Source organism: Polaromonas sp. YR568, from assembly GCF_943369675.1.
Lineage (GTDB): Bacteria > Pseudomonadota > Gammaproteobacteria > Burkholderiales > Burkholderiaceae_C > Polaromonas.
On the sequence record NZ_CALROB020000030.1, the window covers coordinates 31604 to 47616 of the forward strand.

General features: G+C 65.1%; 14 protein-coding genes. 10 read left to right on the forward strand and 4 right to left on the reverse strand.

Going from position 1 to position 16013, the window contains the following annotated elements:
• Positions 1-34: 34 nt before the first annotated feature.
• The 3 genes from ACLV8F_RS16665 to ACLV8F_RS16675 all read right to left on the reverse strand — a co-directional run bounded on the left by ACLV8F_RS16665 (position 35) and on the right by ACLV8F_RS16675 (position 3944).
• Positions 35-1072: an extracellular solute-binding protein gene (locus tag ACLV8F_RS16665; RefSeq protein WP_411885321.1), complete on the reverse strand. Its 1038-nt coding sequence runs from the start codon at positions 1070-1072 to the stop codon at positions 35-37.
• Between the two features lie 119 nt (positions 1073-1191).
• Positions 1192-2406, reverse strand: coding sequence for an ABC transporter ATP-binding protein (locus ACLV8F_RS16670; RefSeq protein ID WP_411885322.1), 1215 nt, complete (start codon positions 2404-2406; stop codon positions 1192-1194).
• Entirely contained in the window at positions 2403-3944 is a 1542-nt protein-coding gene (locus tag ACLV8F_RS16675) for an amidohydrolase family protein (RefSeq protein ID WP_411885323.1), read from the reverse strand. Before ACLV8F_RS16675 ends, ACLV8F_RS16670 begins: the two co-directional genes overlap by 4 nt.
• A gap of 212 nt (positions 3945-4156) precedes the next feature.
• Between ACLV8F_RS16675 and ACLV8F_RS16680 the strand changes: the two genes are divergently transcribed.
• Positions 4157-4909 (forward strand): aspartate/glutamate racemase family protein, encoded by a 753-nt coding sequence (locus tag ACLV8F_RS16680; RefSeq protein WP_411885324.1) that lies wholly within the window; start codon positions 4157-4159, stop codon positions 4907-4909.
• A 60-nt stretch (positions 4910-4969) separates the two neighbouring features.
• Positions 4970-5776 (forward strand): GntR family transcriptional regulator, encoded by an 807-nt coding sequence (locus ACLV8F_RS16685; RefSeq protein WP_411885325.1) that lies wholly within the window; start codon positions 4970-4972, stop codon positions 5774-5776.
• A gap of 142 nt (positions 5777-5918) precedes the next feature.
• Here the strand turns inward: ACLV8F_RS16685 and ACLV8F_RS16690 are convergent, their stop codons facing one another.
• Complete coding sequence (locus ACLV8F_RS16690; RefSeq protein WP_411885326.1) at positions 5919-6071, reverse strand: serine hydrolase; 153 nt, start codon at positions 6069-6071, stop codon at positions 5919-5921.
• A 745-nt stretch (positions 6072-6816) separates the two neighbouring features.
• Here ACLV8F_RS16690 and ACLV8F_RS16695 point away from each other — a divergent pair.
• The 8 genes from ACLV8F_RS16695 (at position 6817) to ACLV8F_RS16730 (ending at position 16001) form a co-directional block, all read left to right on the forward strand.
• Positions 6817-9132, forward strand: a complete 2316-nt coding sequence (locus ACLV8F_RS16695) for an autotransporter outer membrane beta-barrel domain-containing protein (protein ID WP_411885327.1) — start codon at positions 6817-6819, stop codon at positions 9130-9132.
• Between the two features lie 113 nt (positions 9133-9245).
• The gene (locus ACLV8F_RS16700; protein ID WP_411885328.1) at positions 9246-9449 is read left to right on the forward strand and encodes a hypothetical protein; all 204 of its coding nucleotides are present in this window, start codon (positions 9246-9248) and stop codon (positions 9447-9449) included.
• Positions 9450-9568: 119 nt separating this feature from the next.
• Entirely contained in the window at positions 9569-10279 is a 711-nt protein-coding gene (locus ACLV8F_RS16705; RefSeq protein WP_411885329.1) for a FadR/GntR family transcriptional regulator, read from the forward strand.
• 240 nt (positions 10280-10519) lie between these two features.
• Positions 10520-12070, forward strand: coding sequence for a sugar ABC transporter ATP-binding protein (locus ACLV8F_RS16710; protein WP_411885340.1), 1551 nt, complete (start codon positions 10520-10522; stop codon positions 12068-12070).
• Positions 12071-12100: 30 nt separating this feature from the next.
• A complete protein-coding gene (locus ACLV8F_RS16715) occupies positions 12101-13084 on the forward strand; it encodes an ABC transporter permease (RefSeq protein WP_411885330.1) in 984 nt (327 codons plus the stop codon).
• Between the two features lie 69 nt (positions 13085-13153).
• On the forward strand, positions 13154-14098 hold the full coding sequence (locus ACLV8F_RS16720) for an ABC transporter substrate-binding protein (protein ID WP_411885331.1): 945 nt from the start codon (positions 13154-13156) through the stop codon (positions 14096-14098).
• A 51-nt stretch (positions 14099-14149) separates the two neighbouring features.
• Positions 14150-15157: an aldo/keto reductase gene (locus ACLV8F_RS16725; protein ID WP_411885332.1), complete on the forward strand. Its 1008-nt coding sequence runs from the start codon at positions 14150-14152 to the stop codon at positions 15155-15157.
• 7 nt (positions 15158-15164) lie between these two features.
• A complete protein-coding gene (locus ACLV8F_RS16730) occupies positions 15165-16001 on the forward strand; it encodes an amidohydrolase family protein (RefSeq protein WP_411885333.1) in 837 nt (278 codons plus the stop codon).
• Positions 16002-16013: the final 12 nt, after the last annotated feature.

Sequence of the window (16013 nt, forward strand, 5' to 3'; positions counted from 1 at the left end):
GGGCGGTGGCCTGTGAAGATGCGCTCGTGCATGCTCAGATTCGCACTTCCTTGTTGAAGCGGTCTATCCAGCCGGCGCGCAGGTCGACAAACCGTTTCCAGTCGAGGAAGCGGCCCATCTTCAGCAACTCGTCGACGCTGGCGGCGATTTCGCGGTTCTGCCCGGTGAGCGGGACCGACGGATTCGACGGCATCGTGACCCAGGGGCTGGCTTCCAGTTTGGCCTGGATTTCCGGGTCCAGCAGCATGTCGGCAAGTTGCAGCGCGGCCTCCGGGCTCTTCGAGTTCTTGATCAGCTGCACGCTGATGCGCTGCAGGATCAGGCCTTGCGACGGCACCGCAAAAGCGATGTCGGCGCCCTTGGCGCGCAAGGCGGCGACGTTGTTGAAAAAGTTCGGGGCGATGTCGACCTGGCCCTGCTGCATGAGCGTGGTCAGCGCGCCCGGCGACGGCGCGATGGCGCCGACATTCGGCAGCAAGGCCTTGAGCGCGTCGAACGCGGGCTCGACCTCGGTTTCGGTGCCGCCGCGGGTGCGGCCGAGTTCGATCAGGAAACTCGTGCCGAGGGTGGACGTCGGGCCGACGATGCCGACCTTGCCCTTGTTTTCAGGCTTGAACAGGTCGCCCCAGCCGGTCGGCGCCTTGACCTTTTTCGGGTTGTAGGCGATGCCGATCAGCGTGGCCGCGGTGGTCGGGCCGTAGCCGTCGGCGTCGCGGAAAGCAGGCGGAATGCCGGCAAGAAAGCGTGAACCGGCCGCGGGGAATTTTTCGATCAGGCCGGCCTTGATGGCGCCTATCAGGGGGCCGTCGTCGAACAGCGCGACGTCGAAGGCCGGATTGGCGCGGGTGGCCTGCAGTTTGCCGATCAGGTCGAGGTTCAGCATCGGCGTGAAGGTCGGCGTGTTGCCGGTCCTGGCGCTGTAGGCGGGGCCGAGCACCGACTTGAAGGACTCGTCGATCGATCCGGGATAGGTCACGGCGTAGACCTGCTGGCCACGGGCCATGGCGGGGAAGGCCATGGCGGCGGCGCCGGCCAGGGACCATTGCATCATTTCGCGGCGGGAATTTTTCATCACGATCTCCAGGAGGTTGAACAGTTGACGGGAAGAGGAACGAGGAAAGGGACAGGACAGGGGAAGGCGGAAATCAGGGACCAGAAAGCTTGCGGCGAGGAAGAACCGGTGCGTGTGCGTCAGGCATGGCTGGCACCTTCGGCCGCTTCCATCGTTTCGGCCGGCACGCCTTGTTCACCTGGCGCGGTTTCCGCACCGGGATGAAACAGCCGCGCCACCGACGGCTGGTCGATGCGCAGGAAGATCCGCTGGCCGCTCACGACCTGCGCATGCGCCGCCTCGTGCCGCCGCGTGAAGCGCAGCGAGAAGCCGCCGTCGCTCATGACCTCCAGCACGTCGCTCGCGCCCAGCGGCAGCACCATGCGCACCGTGCCCGCGATGACGCCGGGCTCGTCGCCGCCCGCCGGCACGATGTTTTCGGGCCGCACCGACAGCCGCACCGCATCGCCGGCGCGGAAGTCCGAGGCGAAGGGCAAGGCGAGTCCGGCGCCGCCGGCCAGCGTGAGCAGCGTGCGCGCGGTTTCAACGGCGGCGACCCGCGCCGGTATCAGGTTGGCCTGCCCGAGGAACTGGTTGACGAACAGCGTGCGCGGCCGGTCATACAACTCCGCGGGCGCACCGACCTGCTCGATGCGGCCCTGGTTGAGAACGACGATGCGGTCGGCCATGGACAGCGCTTCCTCCTGGTCGTGGGTGACGATGATGGCGGTCTGGCCGAACTCGGCGAGCAGCCGTTTCACCTCGAGCTGCATGTCCAGGCGCAGGCCGCGGTCCAGCGCCGAGAACGGCTCGTCGAGCAGCACCAGCGACGGCGACGTTGCCAGCGCGCGGGCCAGCGCGACGCGCTGCTGCTGTCCGCCCGACAGCTCCAGCGGATAACGCCTGGCCAGTTGCGACATCTGCACGCGGCGCAGCATGTCGTCGACCCGTCCCGGGATTTCCGCCCTGGCGACCTTGCGCGCCCGCAAACCGTAGGCCACGTTGTCCTGCACGGTCAGGTGCGGGAACAGCGCATAGTTCTGGAACACCAGGCCGACATTGCGTTTGCCCGCGGCGACTTCGTTGACGCGATGCCCGTCGATCAGCAGCTCGCCGCCGGTTGGCGTGACAAAGCCGGCGATGATCTTCAGCAGCGTCGTCTTGCCGCAGCCGCTGGGGCCGAGCAGCGAAACGACTTCGCCCTGGGTGATGGAGATCGACACGCGCGAGAGCGCCTGCGTGCCGCCGAAGAAGTGCGAGATGTCCTTGAGCTGCAGCTTGGCGGTGCTGCCGCTTGCGCTGTCGATCGCGTTGTTGGTGGCGGCGTTCCCGCCGCTGGTGGCCGGCTGGTTCATCGCAGGGCTTCCGAACCGGGAATGCCGTGCCCTTCGACCCAGGCCGGGAAGATCGAGTGGTCGATGCTGCAACCCAGCGAGCAGGTGTAGATCGCGCGCAGGGCATCCTGGAAGGGTTGCGAATCGGCCTGCGAAGAGCGCAGCGAGCCGATCAGTTCTTCATGCGCTTCCCGTGCGCGCTCCAGCAGGCGGTGTTCGTTGACCTGCGTCAGCTTGCCGTCCTTGAGCACCGGTTGGCCGTCGACCACGACCCAGGCCAGCGACTGGCCTTTTTCGCCGTACACCAGCTGGCGCACCGCGTCATTGAGCGGCGTGAAGGTCGTCGTGTCCAGGTTCAGCGCGATCAGGTCGGCCTTCGCGCCCACCTCGATGCGGCCCAGCGGCAGGCCGAGCGCGTGGGCGCCGCCTTCGGTGGCGGCGCGCAGCATTTCATCCGCGGTCAGCCACTGGTCCATGTCCGGGCCGCGCAGCTTGGAGACCGCGGCGCCGAAACCCAGGCTCGAGATCATGTGGTTGCCGAACAGCAGACCGGTGCCGTCGGTGCCGACACCGACATTGATGCCGGCCTGCAGGCATTCGCGGACCGGCGCCAGGCCCGAGCCCATGATCGCGTTGCTCCACGGGTTGTATTGCACCGACGCGCCTGAGTCCGCGATCAGCCGGATGTCGTCCGGCGAGAGCCAGGTCGCATGGATCAGGGTGGTGCGCGGCTTGAGGAATCCAAGCCGGTCCAGGTGGGCGACCAGGCTTTCACCGTAGAACTGGTCGGCTGTCACCAGTTGCAGGCGGGTCTCCTGGCAGTGCGTCATCGCGGGCAGGTCCAGTTCGTCGGCCAGGCGGCGGCAGGCCAGCAGGAATTCGTCGGTGCAGCGATGCGGCGCGGAGGGCGCGACGATCACGCCGACGCGGCTGCTGGCCGGATGGCGCGTTTTGGCCAGCGAGCGGACCAGGTCCAGCAAGGCCTGGCCGTCGGGACGCGGCAAGGCCCGCAGTTCGGCCAGCAAGGCCGGCGGGAATGTCTTGTCGGCGTCGTGGTAGCTGTCGACCACCGCCTTGTCGATCATGCTGAAACCCATCAGCGCGCGTATGCCGCTGTCTTCATACGCCTGCAGCGCGGCGTCGACGTGCTCGCGCGACAGCTGCTGGCCAAGGCTCATGTCGTCGACCAGCGTGGTGGTGCCCGAGCGCAAGGCTTCGATGGCGCCGACCATGGTGCGCAGGTACATCTGGTCCGGCGTGAGCGCGACCGGTTTGCGCGGCCGGATGATGGACATCGACTCTTCGGTCGGCACGTTTTCGATGCAGCCCTTCAGGTAGTGGTCCCAGGAGTGCATGTGGCCGTTGATCAGGCCCGCGGCCAGCAGCAGGCGGCTGCCGTCCACCACGCTGCCGGCGCCGGTCCCGGCGAGCTCGCCCGGCGCGCCAATGGCCGCGACGATTCCATCGCGCAACAGCACATCGGCGCGGCGGACCTCCAGCCGCAGCGAGCCGGGCAGGATGGTCAATACATTGTCAAAGCGAAGGCTGGGCGCGGACATGGCGTGCTTTCCTGGCATGAGGGATGGGAGAGGTGGCGTATGAGGCGAGTGGCAAAAAAGGCTTCATGGCGTCATCGGCGCCGGGTCTGGCGCAGGCTTGAACGGGTGGCTGAACGGGGTCCGGAGAGATCGCTGGCATCGAAATTGCATTGACTGGCAGGATTGTTAACAATAATATTTACCAAACTGTTATCGATGTGAAAGCAGTATCCATGCCAGAAAATTCCCGCCTTTTGATCGTCAACCCGAATGCTTCAAGCGGCATCACCGACGCCCTCGCCGCAATGGCGGCGCGGCGAATGCCGGGCCTCCAGATTGAAAAACTGACGCTCGACGACGCGCCCTCCTATATAGAAAGCCCCGCGCAACTCGCGCGGCAGCTGGAGCGGATATGCCGCGCCATCGCGCTGCGGCGCGGTGATTTCGACCTCACCCTGGTCGGCTGTTTCAGCGGCTGGGACCGGGCCGGTGCGGGCGCGGATCTGCCGCCGGCGTGTACCCTGGCGGACACCTGCCTGGCCATGCTGGGGCTGCGCGGCCGGCCGTTTTCCATCGTGACCGGCGGAAGCTGTTGGCGCGAGCCGATCGTCGAGTTGGTGCAGGCGATGGGCTTCGCGCACCTGGTACGCAGCGTGCGGGTGAGCGAGCTCAATGCGCAGGAAGTACTCGCGGGCGGCGATGCCGGCATGCAGGCTTTTCGCGCGTTGCTGCAGGCCACCGCACGTGAGGACGGCGTCGAGACCATCCTGCTCGGCGGCGCCGGGTTCGTCGGGCAGACGGCCGCATTTTCAGCAGGCCTGCCCTGTCAGCTGCTCGACTGCGGAGAGGTCTGTGTCGCTGCCATCGAGGCTTTGTTGAAGGTGGCAAAAAAAATCCCGCCCATGCCGGCGCAGGAATCCGGCCCTGCTCACGATCAGGGCGGCCTGCCTGAAGTGGTGCGCGATGCACCCGCGCGGTGCCCATGATGCGGTTCAAAAAACAGGCCGGCCATGCAAAAATACCCCATCCCCGGAGCGCCCCCATCCATGTTTGAACCAGACCTTCTTGATGCCGGCGCCTTGCCCGGAGCCACGCAGAAACCCGCCGCCAGGGCAGGCGCGGCCGACCTCGGCGACTCGCCCGGCGACAACGGTATCCAGGCCGACCCGGTTTTCGAAGCCATCATGCGGGCGATCCTGTTGCGGCGGCTGCGTCCGGGCACCAAGCTCGGCGAAGACATCATTGCGCAGATGTTCGGCACCAACCGCATGCATGTGCGCAAGGTCTTCGCGCACCTGGCTTACCGCGGTATCGTCAAGCTGCAGCCCAACCGCGGCGCCTTCGTCTCACGGCCGTCGATACGCGACGCGCATGAAGTCTTTGAGTCGCGCCGCGCGATAGAGCGGGCCTGCGTCGAACGCCTGATCGAGGTGCTCACGCCGGACGCGCTGGCGCAACTGCGCGCGCACAACCAGATGGAGCAGCAGGCCGACCGCGCCGACCGCCTGGCCTTCATCGCCATGTCCGGCGAATTCCACATGCTGATCGCACGCCTTGGCGAGAGCCGCATCCTGCACAAGTTCATGGAAGAACTCACCGCGCACACCGCGCTGATCATTGCCGAGTACGAGCACCCCGGCTCACTCGACTGCTCGCCCGATTGCCATCCGCAACTGGTCGAGCTGATCGCCGCGCGCGACCGCGAAGGCGCGGTCGCCTTGATGGACCAGCATCTTCAGCAGATGTGGGCCCGCCTGGACCTCGGCAACCGCAACACCGAAGCCGACGGCATCGCCCAGGCGCTGTACCACGGCATGAAGGCCAACTGCTGCCCGCCGGCGACGGGCAGGTAGGCCGGGAAGCAGCGGCTGCTGCAGCCCGGCACCCATACCACACTGGATCTGGCGCACGGTGTAGGCCACGAGCCGCATCCAGCGCTCCTGGAACGCCTTCCCGTGCGGCTCTCAACCATCTGACATGCACCTCGAAAGAGGGTCACGCTCTGAGCTTGCGCGCCGCTGCCTCGTAGTCCATGCCCGTCAGGCGCTCGATGATGCGGCCCAGGATGTTGTAGCCGAAGTTGCTGTAACAGTAGCGTGTGCCCGGCGCAAACTGCAGCATTTCCTCGCGCGCACTGGCAAAGTGCATCCGACCGATAGCAAGACGAAAAATGCCTGGCGTGCTGTGATGACTTGCTGTCGAGTCATCTCACGTTGACCATTCACGGCCCGTGTTTCCTGTCTCCATCAACCCACACCCGTCGAAAAAATATCCGCGACCGGACTTTATGCACATGTGACGAGTTGTTGTAACTGATATGTACTCTGATAATTCGCGGACATTATTGGAGGGATTTCAGATGCAATTGCGCGAAGGCAACCCAGGGGTCAAACGTCTCATGTCCAGCCAGAAGAAATGCCCAGCGGCCGCGCCAGGCGGCCCCGCTACAAACAAGGCCTCCGGGTTTGCGATTTCAGCCACAGCATTCGCAGTCGCACTGCTCGCCGCCTCTCCCCAGGTCGCACGTGCCGCCAATGAGTGCGGTGTAGAGGTATCGGGCCAGGACACGCTGACCTGCTCCGCCGCAAACTATGCGACCGGCATAAGCTATACGGGTTCCAACGGGCTGACGCTCAACCTGGACAACCCGGCCATGGTGGTGACGGGCGCTCAAGGGGTATCACTTCAAGCTACGATCGGCCCAGTCAACCCCCAACTGACCGTCAATGTGACCAACGTCAACACAATCACTACCACGGGCTCGGCCGTGGCGATCACCAACCAAGGCGTGGGGGGGATTTCCTCTATCAACGTCCAAAGCGGAACGCTCACCACAACCGGGGCGGCCAACACCGTGTCGGCAGGCCTCGCCCAAACGACAGGGAGTGCGCAGGTGACGTTGACCGGCGGACAGATCCTGAATACCGGAACGGGTGGCGGGATCATTGCGACGCTAACATCCCCGGTCGGGACTGGCAACGCCACCGTCGTGATCACCGGCGGCACTATCCAGTCAGTCGGCACAGGCGCCCAATCGTCGATCGCGAGCGCCACACGTATCGGTACGTCGAGCCTCACCATGAGTGGTGGTTCTGTTGTGTCCTCAGGGGCCAACAGCAACGGTTTATGGGCGCGACACGGCGGCACAGGATCAACCCTGCTCCAGATGAGCGGCGGCACGGTCGCCTCCACCGGGAACAACGGCGACGGCATCCTCGCCTCGATCGGTACTGGCACGTACACAGTGGGTATTTCAGGCGGCACTGTCACCGGCGGCAGCGGCTTTGGCGCCGCTGTCCATACCTCGGGTGCCGGAGGCGGTACGGTCAACATCGGCGCGGGTGTGGTGCTCAATGGAGGCGCCTCCGGCGTGGCACTGCGGGACGGCGACTTGAACCGCGACGGCGTCGATGAAATTGGCGGAAACTCGGTCATCACGACTGCAGGCACGCTCAATGGCGCCATCGTGCTCGGCGGCGGCACCGACTCCCTCACCGTGACCGGCGGGGCGATCAACGGCAACATCACCGGCGACGGCGCCGATGCCCTGAATCTGAACCTCGGTACGAACAGTTTCACCCACGGTGCGGCCTATGCCATCAGCGGCATGAACGGCATCGTCATGAATTCGGGTGCCGTGCGGCTCGACGGCACCGTGGCAGCCAACACCCTGAACGTGAAGGGCGGCACGCTGGTGCTTGGCAATACCTCCACGATCACCACAACTGCGGTTGAAGGCGGAACCCTCTCCGTCAATGGCACGCTCACCGGCGCCGTGAACGTGCTGGGCGGGCGCCTGCAGGGCACGGGCAGGGTCGGCAACACGACGAACTTCACCGGCGGCATCATCGCACCGGGCAACTCCATCGGCACCCTGTTGATCGCAGGCAACTACGTGGGAAGCGGCGGAACGCTTGAAATCGAAGGCGTGCTCGCGGGCACGGGCTCCCCTGCGGACAGGCTCGTGATCACGGGAAACGCGAGTGGCACGACCAACATACAGCTCATCAATGCAGGCGGCATGGGTGCCCTGACGGGCTCGGGCAACACCGACGGCATCTCCATCGTCCAGGTGGGCGGCGCCAGCACGGCCACTACGTTCCAGCTGGCCGGTGGGTATGCCGCCGCCGGGCCGTACCAGTACCAGCTGCGGATGTTCAACCCCGCGAATTCGGCCGCCGGCCAGGCAGACCCCTTGCTGGGAGCCGTGCCGTTTTATGACTACCGTTTGCAATCCATGGTGGACGCCAGCGGCAGGCCCGTTGCCGTGCCGCAGATTGCCGGCTACCAGGCCATGCCCACCGGCGCCGTGCGCTATGGGGCCTCACTGATGGACTCCGTGCACACGCGGCAAGGCGAGTTGCGCGACCTGGCTACGACCCGCGGCAGCAACAGCGAGGAGCGCGAGCGTGCTTTCTTTGTGCGTGTGAACGGCTCCCGCAGCGATGTTGACGGTAACCGCGCGTCGGGCTATGAGCAGGATATCGACTACCTCCAGGCCGGAGGCTATGTGTTCGGGCGTGACATGGAGGGCGGCGCCACTTTGCGCATCGGTGGTGCGCTCAGCCGCGGCCAGTCCAAATTGCGGGCTTCCGCATCCAGCGCCCAGGTGGACTTGAAGGGCACGACGTTTGCCCTGACCTCGACCTACCGGTCGGCGGCGGGCTGGTATCTCGATGGCGTCGCGCAACTCACGGACTACACCTCCAGGATCCAGACCCGCGAGCGCGGCCGGGTGGGGTCGCCCGATGGATTGGGCCTGGGCCTGTCGGTTGAAGGCGGCTACCCAATGGACCTCGGTGGAGGCATGGTCATCGAGCCTCAGGCGCAGCTGTCCTATCAGAAAATCAAATTCGACACATTCGTCGACGTGGACAGCGTCACGGTCGACCTGCAGGACGGAGAAAGCCTGCGCGGGCGCGTGGGTGCCCGCCTCAAGAAAACCTTCAACGCCAGCACGCCCCGCCAGTGGACGCTGTACGCCGAAGGCAACCTGCTTCACGAGTTTTTGAAAGACCGCAACATCACGGCCGGTGGCGTCTCATTCGCGTCGGATTCCCTCGGCACCAGCGCGCAGCTGGGGGGCGGCATCAACGCCCAGGTTGGCGTAAACACCACCCTGTTTGCGGGCCTGAGCGTCAGCAAGGGCTTGAGCAAGGGAGCCGCGGACGCCTGGGGCGCCAACCTCGGCTTGCGGGTCGCTTTTTAGGTTAGTTTGCCGGACCAAGGCCCGGCGGCAACGATTCTTTTGCATTCCGCGAGAGTGGAGACGGAAAGCGAGTCATAAGTGGATCAGATTTCGGCGACGGTGCGGTCGCATTGATGGGCCAGCATCTCCAGCAGATGTGGGCCCGCCTGGACCTCGGCAACCGCAACACCGAAGCCGAGGGCATCGCCCAGGCGCTGTACCACGGCATGAAAGCGAACTGCCGCCCGCCGGCAACGGGCAGGTTTTGGCAGCGGCCCACTGAATTGGCCAAGGCCTTTCAGGTAGCTGGTGCGCTAGCGATACCGGTCAACCAGTAGCGCGAATTGGGCCAAATTGGCAAGGCCAATGTGGAAACCATGCAAAATTGGCCTGACACGAGGGCTTTCAACCCGGCGCCCCGCCGGCCTCACTAACCGCAGCCCAAGCGGAGGATCCCATGCTGGAGCAACTCAAACAGCTCGACAACCGCCGGTTGTACCAACAAATCGCCGACCAGATACGCACCTTCATCGACAAGGGCAACTACGCACCCGGTGCGCGCCTGCCCCCCGAACGGGATCTCGCCCAGCAGCTGGGCGTTTCGCGCCCCTCAGTCCGCGAGGCGCTGATCGCGCTGGAGATCGAGGGCAGCGTTGAAGTGCGCATGGGCGCCGGCGTGTATGTGTGCAGTGTGACGCAGCGCAAGCCGCAGGCGCTGGCCGCCCTGGGTGAAAGCCCTATCGAGCTGATGCAGGCCCGTGCCGCCATCGAAGGCACCGTGGTGCTGCTGGCATGCGCCAAAGTCACGCCCGCCGCACTGCTGGCGCTGCGCCAGATCCTGGACAGCATGCTGGCGGCCATGGGACAGAACCGCTCACCACTGGCATTTGACCGGCAATTTCACCAAACCATTGCGGCCATGACCGGCAACGCCGTGCTGGAGCGCCTGATCGGGGAGCTGTTTGACGGGCGGCACAGCCCCATTTCAGCGCGGCTGCGTGCGCATTCCGAATCGGGCCAGACGTGGGCCGCCGCGCTGCAAGAGCACGAGGTCATCCTGCGCGCACTGGAAAACCGCGATGTGCTGGCGGCGCAAACCGCCGTGCGCATGCACCTGCAGGCCTCGGAACAGCGCTGGGTGGAAAACAACCGCGGCGAATGGTCATGAGCTGAACCAGACGCCCAGGCACGCCGCCACGGCGGCACTGGGCGTACGCCTGCACCGGGCTTCATGGCGGTTGGTGCCCGGCTTTACATCGGGAATCGGGGGTAATTACCAATACGCCCGCCCGTCTTGGTAAGGCCAAATACCGCTTTCGGGTCAGGTGGCCTTACCAATCTGCAGGCTACAAATCATCCTCCTGCCCTGCCCCTGAACGTCCCACAGGAGTTTGCATTGCTGCCTTCCGTGTCCGATCCGGTCCGTCCCCAAGCCCCCCGCCCCGAGGCGGCCGCTGACGTGCTGTTGCGTCTGGAGGGCATTACCAAACGCTTTCCCGGCGTGCTTGCGCTGGACGATGTGAGCCTGGATATCCGGCGCGGCGAAGTGCACGCGGTGTGCGGCGAGAACGGCGCGGGCAAATCCACCCTGATGAAGGTGATCAGCGGCCAGTACCAGCCCGACGCCGGCGCCTTGCACTACCGCGGCGAGGCTTGCCGGTTCCAGTCCACCGCCGAGTCCGAGGCCGCGGGCATTGCCATCATCCACCAGGAACTGAACCTGGTGCCCCACCTCTCGGTGGCTGAAAACATCTTTCTGGCGCGCGAGCCGCGAAAGGGCTGGCTGATCGACCGCGCTGCGCTGCGCCGCAACGCCCAGCAATGCCTGACACGGCTGGGCGTGAATATTTCGCCTGACGCATTGGTCAAGACCCTGTCGGTGGCGCAGCGGCAAATGGTGGAGATTGCCAAGGCACTCTCGCTCAACGCGCGGGTGCTGATCATGGACGAGCCGACTTCGTCGCTGACCGAGTCGGAAACCGAAAAACTGTTTGCCATCATCCACGAGCTCAAACGTGCAGGCGTGGGCATCGTCTACATCTCGCACCGGCTCGACGAACTGGCACAAATCGTGGATCGGGTGACGGTGCTGCGCGATGGCCGCTATGTCAGCACCGACTGTTTTTCCGACACCAGCGTGGAGCAGATCGTGGCGAAGATGGTGGGGCGCTCGCTGGACGATGTGTTTCCCGCGCGCCAGTCCGTGCCCACCACCGAGGTGCTGCTGCGCGTGCAGGGCCTGACGCGCCAGGGGGTGTTTCACGACGTGAACTTCGAACTGCGCCGTGGCGAGATTCTGGGTTTCGCAGGGCTCATGGGCGCAGGCCGAACTGAAGTGGCGCGTGCCATCTTCGGCGCCGATGCCATCGACGCGGGCCAGGTGTTCCTCGGTGACCAGCTGCTGGCGATCAAATCGCCGCGCGACGCCGTGCGGCACGGTCTGGCCTACCTGTCGGAAGACCGCAAGCACGACGGCCTGGCACTGAAGATGACGGTGGCGCAGAACGTCACGCTGGCCCACATGGACGCGGTGTCGAACATGGCAGGGATGATCCGGTTTGCGAAAGAGCAGGAGGCTGCGCGCCACTACATCGACGCGCTGGACATCCGCACGCCCGGCAGTGACCAGGTCGTGCGCCTGCTGTCGGGCGGCAACCAGCAAAAGCTGGTGATCAGCAAATGGCTGTTCCGCGAATCGCGCGTGCTCTTTTTTGACGAACCCACACGCGGCATCGATGTGGGCGCCAAGTACGCGATTTACCAGTTGCTGGACCGCCTGGCGAGCCAGGGCATAGGCGTGGTGATGATCAGCTCGGAACTCCCCGAAATCATGGGCATGACCGACCGCGTCGCGGTCTTTCATGAAGGCCGGCTGGTAACCGTGCGCAACACCCGCGAGACCAGCCAGGAGGACGTCATGCACTACGCCTCGGGCCGCAGCGTGCCGCCTTCTTCCTGACATTCCTTTTGAATTTCCCCGAATAGACCTATGACTGAACAACAAAAAGACCTGTTCCAGAAATTTGCAGCGCTGGCAAGTTTGCTCGGCCTGATTGTGATTTTCTCCTTCACCAGCAATGCGTTTTTCAGTGTGGGCAATGGCATGACCGTGGCCCTGCAGGTGACCTCGATTGCCTACCTGGGCATTGCCGCCACCTGCGTGATCATCACCGGGGGTATTGACCTGTCGGTGGGCGCCATTCTGGCGCTGGCCGGTGTGGTGGCCGCGATGCTGGTGAAGGCCGGCGTGCCGGTTCCCCTGGGCATGTTCGCCGGCATTCTGGTCGGCGGCCTGTGCGGCCTCATCAACGGCCTTTGCGTCACGGTGCTCAAGCTGCCGCCCTTCATTGCCACGCTGGGCATGATGCTGGTGGCACGCGGCGTGGCGCTGCAGATCACCGATGCGCGCGCCATTGGCGGGCTGGGCGACAGCTTTGGCGAGCTGGGCAACGGCACCCTGTTCCGGATTGCCAGGGTGGGGGCTGACGGCTTTCCCGATGTCACCTTTGTCGGTATCCCTTATCCCGTGGTGCTGATGGTCGTGCTGGCCGTCGCGGTGTCCATTTTGCTGAACCGCGCGACGCTGGGGCGACACCTCTATGCCATTGGCTCGAACATGGAGGCCGCCCGGCTTTCGGGCGTGAACGTCAGGGGTGTGACCCTGTTTGCCTATGTGCTCTCGGGCCTGCTGGCCGGGCTGACCGGCTGTGTCCTGATGTCCCGCCTCGTGACGGCGCAGCCCAGCGAGGGCCTGATGTACGAGCTGGACGCGATTGCCGCCGCGGTGATTGGCGGCACGTCGCTCACCGGCGGTGTGGGCACCGTTTCGGGCACCGTGATCGGTGCCTTTGTGATCGGCATCCTGCGCAACGGCCTGAACATGGCCGGGGTGTCGGCTTTCACCCAGCAAATTCTGATCGGCGTCGTCATCCTGCTTGCCGTATGGATTGACCAGATGCGCCATCGCAAGTGATCCCTACCGGCAGGGCTTACCGGGACTTCAAGAGACAACCTCCATAACGACTCACTCATGAGGAATGAAATGAAAAAACTCTTCACCACCCTGCTTGCCTCCACCCTGCTGGTCGCATCGTCGATGGCCGCCGCCGCCGACAAGGAAATTGCCGTGATCGTCAAGACCGCCAATTCCGACTTCTGGCAAAACGTCAGGAAGGGCTCCGAAAGCGCCGTCGGGGGCCTCAAAGGCTACACCGCCACTTTCCAGGGTGGCGCATCCGACACCGACCTTGCGGGCCAGGTCGCGCTGGTCGAAAACGCCATCAACCGCAAAGTCGCCGGCATTGTGCTCGCCCCCTCGGACCCGAACGCCCTGATCCCCGCGCTCAAAAAAGCGTGGGAAGCCAAAATCCCCGTCGTGCTGATTGACTCCGCCGCCTCCGACGCCGGCAAGCCCTATTACCAGTCCTTCCTGGCGACTGACAACAAGACCGCCGGCGAGATGTCGGCCAAGACACTGATCGACAAGGTGGGCACCACCGGCAAGATCGCCATCATGTCTTACACCGCCGGTTCGGGCTCCGAAATCGCCCGCGTGGGTGGCTTCACCGACTACATCAAGAAGCACTCCAGGCTGCAGATCGTGGGGCCTTTCTATTCCAACTCACAAATGGGTACCGCGCTGAACCAGACCACGGACGTGCTGGCGGCCAACCCTGACCTGAAGGGCATCTTTGGCGCCAACGAACCCACCGCGATTGGCATGGGCCGCGCGCTGGCACAAGCCGGCAAGGCCGGCAAGGTCGTGGCCATTGGTTTTGACGGCAACGCCGACCTGCAAGGCTTTGTGAAAGACGGCACCATCGAGGCGATCGCCGTGCAAAGCGCCTTCGAGATGGGCAGCCTGGGTGTGAAGACCGTGGCGGAAATCATCTCCGGCAAGAAGGTGCCGGCCTTCCGCGACACCGGCGTTTTGATGGTCACCAAAAAGAACATCGACAGCCCCGCCGCCAAGAACGTTCTCTACTAAACCACTCCAACCCAAGCACACCCCCGGCACCGGCTGCCGGAGGCCGGGCATATGCACACCTCAGACCCGAAAACCCTTCCCCGCGTGAACCTGCGGCTGACCGCCCTGGGCCTGGGCTGCGCGCAAATGGGCGGCTTGTACCGCGCCACCAGTGCACGCGAGGTGGAGGACGTCTTTGGCAGTGCCTGGGCAGCGGGGGTTCGCTACTTTGACACCGCGCCCTACTACGGCTACACACGCTCGGAACACCGGCTGGGTGCCCAGCTGGCAGAGCGGCCGCGCCACGAGTACGTGGTCAGCACCAAGGTCGGGCGCCTGCTGCGCCCCGATGCCGGCGTGGCGCCGGGTGACGGCGGCTGGGCCAACCCCTACCCCTTCCGGCCCGTTTACGACTACAGCTACAGCGGCGTGATGCGCTCCTTCGAAGACAGCCTGCAGCGTCTGGGCCTGGCCCACATCGACATCCTGTATGTGCACGACATCGGGCGCGACACCCATGGCGACCAGCATGCGCACCATTGGCAGCAACTGACAACCGGCGGCGGCTTTCGGGCGCTGGACGAATTGCGCGGCAGCGGCGCCACCAGGGCGGTAGGCCTGGGTGTGAACGAATGGCGGGTGGTGATGGACGGCATGCAGGAATTCGATCTGGACTGCACCATGCTGGCCGGGCGGTACACCCTGCTTGAGCAGGACTGCCTGACGCCTCTTTTAGAAGACTGCCAGCGCCGCGGCAACGCCATCGTGGTGGCCGGGCCATTCAATTCCGGCATCCTGGCCGGCAACACAAAATTCAACTACGCCGAAGCCCCGCCCGCGGTGGTGGCGCGCGTGAAGGCTCTGGCGCAAACCTGCCAGGAATTCAACGTGCCGCTGCAGGCGGCCGCGCTGCAGTTTCCGCTGGCGCACCCTGCCGTGGTGTGCTGCGTGACCGGCACCGAAACCGCCGCGCAGCTGCAGCAGAACGTGGCCTGGCTGGCGCAGGACATTCCTCCCGCCCTGTGGCAGGCCCTGCGCGAGCGTGGCTTGCTGAACCCGGCCGCACCGGTGCCCGCCTGAGACCACCATGCGTATCGATGCCCATCAGCATTTCTGGAAGCTGGCCGACCGCGTCGGGCACTGGCCACCGGCCACGCTGGCCGCCATCCACCGCGACTTTGGCCCTGCCGATTTGCAGGCGGCGCTGGCCGCGGCCCGGATCACCGGCACCGTGCTGGTGCAATCGCTGCCCACCGTAGCAGACACGCATGACCTGCTCGATATTGCCGGGCGCACGGACTTTGTGCTGGGCGTGGTGGGCTGGGCGGACCTGCTGGCCGATGACGCCCCGGCACAAATTGCAGAACTCGCACGTCACCGCAAGCTCAAGGGCCTGCGTCCCATGCTGCAGGACCTGCCCGACACCGAATGGATCACCAACCCGGCGCTGGACCCGGCCTTGCGCGCCATGCAAGACCACGCCCTGGTGTTTGACGCGCTGGTGCTGCCCCGGCATCTGGACGCGCTGCTGGCGCTGGCCCGGCGCCACCCGGCCTTGCCCATCGTGATTGACCACGCGGCCAAGCCCGAAATTGCGCGTGGCCGGCTGGAACCCTGGCGCACCGAAATGAGTTCGCTTGCCGCCCTGCCCCAGGTCCACTGCAAGCTCTCAGGGCTGCTGACGGAGGCTGGCACCCAGCCCACTGCCCACGCACTTGGCCCGTATGTCGAGCACCTGCTCGACAGCTTTGGCCCACAGCGCCTGATATGGGGCAGCGATTGGCCGGTGCTGGAGCTCGCCGCAGGCTACGCCGACTGGTGGACCATGGCCAACGCAATGTGCGAAGCCCACGCGGGCATGGACGCCGAGGGCATGGCCGCGATCTTCGGCGGCAATGCCCGCCGCCTGTACCAGCTTGACTGACGTGAACCTCGA

Excerpts from the sequence above, each read along its gene's own strand:
- ACLV8F_RS16665 (WP_411885321.1), bottom strand. The coding sequence starts at position 1,072 with ATGAAAAATTCCCGCCGCGAAATGATGCAATGGTCCCTGGCCGGCGCC.
- ACLV8F_RS16670 (WP_411885322.1), bottom strand. The coding sequence starts at position 2,406 with ATGAACCAGCCGGCCACCAGCGGCGGGAACGCCGCCACCAACAACGCG.
- ACLV8F_RS16675 (WP_411885323.1), bottom strand. The coding sequence starts at position 3,944 with ATGTCCGCGCCCAGCCTTCGCTTTGACAATGTATTGACCATCCTGCCC.
- ACLV8F_RS16680 (WP_411885324.1), top strand. The coding sequence starts at position 4,157 with ATGCCAGAAAATTCCCGCCTTTTGATCGTCAACCCGAATGCTTCAAGC.
- ACLV8F_RS16685 (WP_411885325.1), top strand. The coding sequence starts at position 4,970 with ATGTTTGAACCAGACCTTCTTGATGCCGGCGCCTTGCCCGGAGCCACG.
- ACLV8F_RS16690 (WP_411885326.1), bottom strand. The coding sequence starts at position 6,071 with ATGCACTTTGCCAGTGCGCGCGAGGAAATGCTGCAGTTTGCGCCGGGC.
- ACLV8F_RS16700 (WP_411885328.1), top strand. The coding sequence starts at position 9,246 with ATGGGCCAGCATCTCCAGCAGATGTGGGCCCGCCTGGACCTCGGCAAC.
- ACLV8F_RS16705 (WP_411885329.1), top strand. The coding sequence starts at position 9,569 with ATGCTGGAGCAACTCAAACAGCTCGACAACCGCCGGTTGTACCAACAA.
- ACLV8F_RS16715 (WP_411885330.1), top strand. The coding sequence starts at position 12,101 with ATGACTGAACAACAAAAAGACCTGTTCCAGAAATTTGCAGCGCTGGCA.
- ACLV8F_RS16720 (WP_411885331.1), top strand. The coding sequence starts at position 13,154 with ATGAAAAAACTCTTCACCACCCTGCTTGCCTCCACCCTGCTGGTCGCA.
- ACLV8F_RS16725 (WP_411885332.1), top strand. The coding sequence starts at position 14,150 with ATGCACACCTCAGACCCGAAAACCCTTCCCCGCGTGAACCTGCGGCTG.
- ACLV8F_RS16730 (WP_411885333.1), top strand. The coding sequence starts at position 15,165 with ATGCGTATCGATGCCCATCAGCATTTCTGGAAGCTGGCCGACCGCGTC.